This is a genomic window from Edwardsiella piscicida (genome assembly GCF_001896205.1).
GTDB classification, from domain to species: Bacteria; Pseudomonadota; Gammaproteobacteria; order Enterobacterales; family Enterobacteriaceae; genus Edwardsiella; species Edwardsiella piscicida.
In genome coordinates this window covers 356,582-363,024 of sequence record NZ_MPNU01000001.1, presented here as the reverse complement: position 1 = coordinate 363,024, position 6,443 = coordinate 356,582, and the positions used below count along the sequence as shown (strand labels likewise).

The window sequence follows — 6,443 nt, the reverse complement described above, 5'->3', positions numbered from 1 at the left end:
TCATTAATATCTACCGTTGTACGTGAGGTATTAAAATACGCAATGACATTTAGACTTACTGCAATTTTTAAGCTATTCATATCACTCACTCTCATGTATTTATTTTGAGCAAAACAATCCCGTGGATTTAAATTTAATTAAATCCATAATCCACAGCATTTTCTCACGGCAAGACTTTCCCTCAACGATTAATATAATTAAATCATTGTTATTAATGGAAATATGCCATGCCAGGCAGCAAGCAGCTACCGTGACGACAAGCGTTTATCGTGGTGTGTCAATAGAGATCTGTCCGCATAAGTACCCTACGGCTCACGCGCAGAAATACGTAAACGGAAGAAGAGACATGACACTCCGCGACAACGGATGTCATGACATGAAGAGAATTATCTTGCGTTGAACAGATGAAAATCAAAACAGCTGCGGTGCGCCATCATCATGATGTGGGTCACCCGCCGGATATGTGGCCAAAATCGATTGTTATTCTCCATTTTAATTTCCTCTTTTACCTGGAAACTGGCTCTATTGTAACCAACGGCGAGTGGACTGCTGTGATACATATCACTAAGAGATTGCCACCGTGGCGATATATCGATCTAAAAAACAAGCCACAATGCATACAAATTCACTTAAAAATAGCCACTCATCAGCCAATAGATCTATTTTGCAACATAAGTATGCGCCATGCTATCCACGCACGGAACAGCAAACCACTACCAAACATCACCGCACAACAACAAAACCCACACCGAAAATCAACGCCAACACCATTGATAACAAACCATTTTTAATGAATAAATATTCATGCTTATTATTTTATATACTATTCTATTCTGTGATAAAGATCGTAGAAATAGCCATTACGACGTCAGTGCGCCGCGCGTCGCTGGCAAACGCAGCCGCCACGCACCGCCAGCGCCAGCGCAATAAATAGGCACTCGCACGGCGCGGCGGGAAATAACGTTGACGCCGAGGCCAGAATCAGGTTTAATGCGCCTCGTTGCCCGGATAGCTCAGTCGGTAGAGCAGGGGATTGAAAATCCCCGTGTCCTTGGTTCGATTCCGAGTCCGGGCACCACTTCTTCTGAAAACCCTGCCTTATGGCGGGGTTTTTGCTTTTTGAGTTCAAGTTAACTTCTGGTCGTTGCTGAACGCATCCGCCACAACTCAACTCTTCTATCCAGCGCGAGCATTCCCCTTTAGCGACTCCAGCCTTCCGATTACAGTGCCAGCGCCTACTGGTTTCCAACCTGCTAATAAATAATATTTTCAGCATGCATACCTGGCTGGTGACGTCATAACAGTAAGACAGAATCCGGCCTTTGTCCGGTCTGGCGAAACCTAATTGCTTCGCTCCAGAGCATGTGCGTAACTGCGCCTGGTATGACTTCATTTTACCCGAGCGCTGTTCGCAAATGATCTGCTCACTTCCAGCTAAATAGACTGACGCCTCCCGGGTGACAGTGGCAGCGGATCGGTTGTAGGAGACGTCAATGTCATCGAAGATATCCACCCGGACACGTTCCTGGATTTGATAGACACATATTCTGATGCGCTCTTTTTCAGCGAACTGACCAACCACATTACCCCAACGATTACCCCACCGACTTATCCTCGGCATACCTGTATATTCTTACTCTATCATATTGTAAAATTTGAATTTATTTAAAGCTCCATTTTTACTATACAGCACGTCATATAACCTAACACATAGGTAGCCATTACTAGATTTATCATTTTGCTTATATATACATTAAATTGCAAACAGGTAACACAGCACTCTGATTTTGTTATATAAAACGAGCCATAAATTAACTTGGCAATAATCAAACTAAAAACTTTAAGACTTTTCTTTCCAGGTTACCATGTCGTGTTACGTAAATGCTGTGCTACCCTTAAAATGAAGCAAGGATATTTTAATATATTAATTCATAGGAGAGTGGTTTATGACTTGTTGCTCAGGTTCCGTAGAAAGCGTTGCAGATAAATCTGTAGCTGCGCGCCAACAAATTGAGAAGTTACAAGATATGTTATCGTCACAGGATGCCGCTCATAAAGAGAAGTTTATGGCGTTAGTTAACGATAATTTAGCACAAGCAAATATTCTTGATGGCCGTCAAATATCATCTAACTCAGATATAAAAACTGAGTACACGAGTGAGTTCAGTCTAGACAAGATAGCTAATGTCGTTATTAAAGCTCTCGATGCTGTGGCAAAAGCCACCGACCCATTAGTTCCAAATCCAGCCACGTCACCTGATGCATTAGCTGCTTATGGAGATTTAGTTAACTCAGTCGCTGAAGCAGCAAAATCATCATCAAAAGCTGCTGCAAGTTTATCATTTTCAATGACTCGCCTTTCTCCGGGGATGTTTTCATTTCTGTATGCGACCACTGTAAATATTTTAGATGAGGATACATATGGTACTGAAGCAGTATGCTCAACCGCTGTTTACTATTGTTTTATACAGAGCATTGATGATATTAAAAGTCAGGCTGAGTTTAACTCAGCGCTTATTGATGCACAGTCACTAATTCATATGAAAACACTTCAGGCAGCATTAATTGATGAGCTCTCAGATGGCTCTATTGATATCAACGTTTGGACAGCGAAAGATACAGCATATTCAGCAGCTATCCAGCGATTACAAGAGCGTCTTGATGCTCATAAATTCAAGGGAAAACCACCTTTGCTTGGCGGGTCTAATACGTTGCTGCAGCAAAGTCCTTCAGAGGCATCTCTAGTTGCAAATGCAGCCGTTGAAAAACTTGAAAAAATGGGGCCTGTATTTAACATTGCGATAGAGAGAACAAAAAACAGACTAAATAATTTTTATTTCTAATAAGTGTTAGATAACCCACTCATTATTTCACGTTAGCTATTTAACTTATTAAAGCATAACTTACTATATTTTAACTTCATATATGCACCATACTATTGAGGGCATCAAAACGATGGATAAAAAGAATAAAGAAGTTTATATTGCTTCTCTACGGCAAGGAACCTTTCACTCAGAATTATCTAGTGAGAGAGCCAAAGATCAAAGTATTCAAGATTATGTTTCTAAAGAGATAAACTTTAGAGCAAATTATGTTATAGAACAGGTGATAGAGGCGGCAAGGAATAAGGATAAAAATATTCCATTGTTTTTTACCTTACCTGAGTTTTTTTGGAACGTAAGACTCAACGTGTTAAGGAGTAAGGATGAACTATATTTTTTGACTGACCATATGCTCGAAAAACTTTCTGATGCGCAAGAGTTTATCATGCTCAACCTTCCAGAAAGTCAATTTGGTAAAATAGTCTTGTTAGCCGGAACTCTTGCGGTGCTGACTGAGATTGATGATAGCGAATTATTTGAATCGCTTAATTATTGCTTAATCTCCAATAACTTCAAGAAAACACAAGATGGTCGCTTTGAGAAATCAGTTTGGCCAAAAAGAGCAACATCTCATATTGATTATGGCGTTAAAGACAAAATAACTGATAATGGCTTTATCTTCACGATCGCCAAGAACTTAACGATTGAAGTATTAAATCAATCATCATTTATTAGTGAACATGACTCAAGCAAAGGATTTGATTTACTGCTAGATAATAAAGTTCTTGACGACTTCCCTTTCAGCATCAATATATGTCTCGACTATATTGCTGTAAAACAGGGAGAGCGGGATGATGAGATGTATGAAAAAGAACCAGTTATTGATTTCCTGCTATCATGTGGAATGTCACTTTCTTTTGACTATACCTACCCGCTCAGCGTTAAATATGCCGTAATGAATGATGGTATGGGGGATGGTAGCATTAGTTACTACTCTGTTTATAACAAACACTTACTCTCTGAAATTCCGTCAAAAAGGATACACCCGGCATTAACATTAACTAAGCTGTCATTCTAATTTGAATATTTTACTTAACGCATCTTATATCCATATTAGTAAGGATATAAGATGCCATATTTAATCAGTCGCAATATTCGAGTCCTTGCGTGATTTTTAAAAATATCACAGGATAGTTCTAATTAGCATAGATGGCATGCTGATAAGCATGTAGAAAAAACATCGCGCCACCTATTATAGGTATTACATCTTTCAATTCACAGGAAATTCTGATCCTAGCGAGGATATAAACAACACTACACGAATTGATTTTTCAACTTTCGATATATTACACTAACTGCCGATACAATCGGTGTTACCAGAGATTGTAATAATGTATGGCATAATTAAACGTCACAACTCGTATCACCTACCGATGGGTAAAGCGTGCACCACCGATACACCTCACCATCAATGATGTCAAGGCGATTTCCCACGTGATTAGAATAATGTTATTTTTCACCCACCCCTCTGCACAAATTATTCCGTTTCCGCAAATCCGAATAAACCGCTGAGCGATAGTCACCCTCCCATCCGCGTGAAAAATCACATTTTTTGAATAATTACACTACCAGAGCACGATATGCCGCGTATCACTGACCAACTACGCCCGGCAGGACCGGGCATTTAGCGCGCTATCGACATTTGCAACGATGTAAAGGCATGGATATTCAATTACTGATAACGCCCTCTTTAAGCATTCCCATTCAACCCGCAAGGCGAATTATATAAAGCGTTCTATCTTTTCTATTCTGGCCGGTATGGTCCTCATGTCACTGGCCGGATGCCCGCATCAACGCCCATTGCCACCCATCGAAACGGCTGTAGATAGCCAGTATTAACATGACAAATCATGCAGTGACGTGTAATGCATCGCAGAAAACCCCCGTAGACTGGGCCATTGGAATTAAGGGTAATACACAAGCCAATGGCGCCAAGGAGTATGGCTCGCTGACTCAGAACCACCATCCTGATGGCTTTTTTTACTTTTATCGTTACCAGGAATCAGCCTCAGGTGACTCAAGCGGCCATCCTTTAGGGTGGCCGCTTCGCATCTATCGCCGCTTTTTAAGCGAGAGACATAAATTAACGATAAAGGTAGTTAATCCAAGGTAAACAGATAAATAGATATGCCAACAGATTGACCAGGCCAAATATGGCACCCAGCCGCCAAAAGTCTTTAGAGGGAAGATAGCCGCTGCCGAAATAGATTGGGCTTGGCCCCGTTCCATAGGGCGTGATAATCCCCATGATCCCCAATGACAGAGAGATAGCCAGAGAAAACTCCATCATATTAATCCCATGAATATCCATAGCGGCTGCGATCATCACCGGGATCAGCGCCGTGGCGTGAGCCGTCGTACTGGCAAAGAAGTAGTGCAATAGATAAAAACACAGAAGCAGCGATACGCTGGCAACCGCCACGGACATCCCATTGAGATAATGAGAGATAACGAGCCCGAACCAATGAACGAAGCCGACGGTGGACAGCCCGGAGGCCAGAGAGACCAGCGTGCCGAACCAGAATAGCGTATTCCACGCCGCCTTATTGCCGATAACATCATCCCAGCTAATCACATTAGTTATCAACATCAGCGCAATAACCAATAGCGCCGCGATGGCTGAGTTGATTAATCCCCCGCCGAATACCCACAGCAGCAGCGCAAGCGCGACGAACAGCAGCAGCAATTTCTCACGGCGCGACAGCCCCCCTAAATTCTCCAGCTCCTGTTTGGCCCATTTCGGAACCTCATCATTTATTTTTACCTCTGGCGTATACAGCCAGTAGCCCAGCAGCGGCGTCAGCAGCCACAGAACAATCCCGCACGGTAAAAAGGCAATGAACCAGCTACCCCAGGAAATCTGCAGCCCCGTCATCTGGTTAATCAGCGCGCTGGACAGCAGATTGGGTGCCAGGGCGGAAAGAAACATTGAACTGGTAACGCAGGTGATCGAAATGGAAACCCACATCAGATAGGAGCCGATCCGACGGGCGCTGGGATCGTTGGGTTTCGAGTCATACAGCGGCGGCAGATTACTGATCACCGGGTAGATGGTTCCGGCGCTGCGCGCCGTATTCGACGGCGTAAAGGGGGCCAGTACCAAATCGGCAATGGCGATAGCATATCCCAGGGTCAGCGAGCGCCGTCCCAAGGATTTTACCAGCAGCAGCGAAATACGTCGGCCTAGCCCGGTCTTTTCATATCCCAATGCAAACATGAAGGCGCTGAAGATCAGCCATACCGTTGAATTGGAGAAGCCGGAAACTGCCCACTTAAATGCCGCCGACGCCGCGTGAAAATGCGGCAGCGCCACCTGCTCCGGAGAGAACAGCACCCAGCGTCCCAGCCCGGCGATAATAACGATGGCGATCAGGCCAATAACCGCGCCCGGTAAGGGTTCTATAATCAACCCGACAATTGAGCCGATAAAAATAGAAAAATAGAGCCATGCATGGTGGCTAAGCCCCGCCGGAGCGGGCAGACAGGCCAATGCGCCGCCCACGATAAAAGGTATTAGGATCGAATAACCCTTTTTCATACTAACCTCAGGAAATATAATTT

General features: G+C 43.4%; 4 protein-coding genes and 1 tRNA gene. 3 read left to right on the top strand and 2 right to left on the bottom strand.

Annotated features, from left to right (window positions below; all coding sequences use genetic code 11):
• Positions 1 to 386: 386 nt before the first annotated feature.
• The gene (gene speFL / locus BRD58_RS17710) at positions 387 to 491 is read right to left on the bottom strand and encodes a leader peptide SpeFL (RefSeq protein ID WP_015460746.1); all 105 of its coding nucleotides are present in this window, start codon (positions 489 to 491) and stop codon (positions 387 to 389) included.
• A gap of 511 nt (positions 492 to 1,002) precedes the next feature.
• On the opposite strand from speFL, the gene BRD58_RS01570 reads away from it, so the two are divergent.
• The 3 genes from BRD58_RS01570 to BRD58_RS01565 all read left to right on the top strand — a co-directional run bounded on the left by BRD58_RS01570 (position 1,003) and on the right by BRD58_RS01565 (position 3,900).
• Positions 1,003 to 1,078, top strand: a tRNA-Phe gene (locus BRD58_RS01570).
• 868 nt (positions 1,079 to 1,946) lie between these two features.
• Positions 1,947 to 2,843, top strand: coding sequence for a hypothetical protein (locus BRD58_RS17785; protein WP_129985768.1), 897 nt, complete (start codon positions 1,947 to 1,949; stop codon positions 2,841 to 2,843).
• Positions 2,844 to 2,955: 112 nt separating this feature from the next.
• A complete protein-coding gene (locus tag BRD58_RS01565; protein ID WP_236721566.1) occupies positions 2,956 to 3,900 on the top strand; it encodes a hypothetical protein in 945 nt (314 codons plus the stop codon).
• Positions 3,901 to 4,965: 1,065 nt separating this feature from the next.
• Here the strand turns inward: BRD58_RS01565 and BRD58_RS01560 are convergent.
• Positions 4,966 to 6,420 (bottom strand): anion permease, encoded by a 1,455-nt coding sequence (locus tag BRD58_RS01560; protein ID WP_012847132.1) that lies wholly within the window; start codon positions 6,418 to 6,420, stop codon positions 4,966 to 4,968.
• Positions 6,421 to 6,443: the final 23 nt, after the last annotated feature.

Coding starts and splice junctions, on each gene's coding strand:
- speFL (WP_015460746.1), bottom strand. CDS start 491: ATGGAGAATAACAATCGATTTTGGCCACATATCCGGCGGGTGACCCAC.
- BRD58_RS17785 (WP_129985768.1), top strand. CDS start 1,947: ATGACTTGTTGCTCAGGTTCCGTAGAAAGCGTTGCAGATAAATCTGTA.
- BRD58_RS01565 (WP_236721566.1), top strand. CDS start 2,956: ATGGATAAAAAGAATAAAGAAGTTTATATTGCTTCTCTACGGCAAGGA.
- BRD58_RS01560 (WP_012847132.1), bottom strand. CDS start 6,420: ATGAAAAAGGGTTATTCGATCCTAATACCTTTTATCGTGGGCGGCGCA.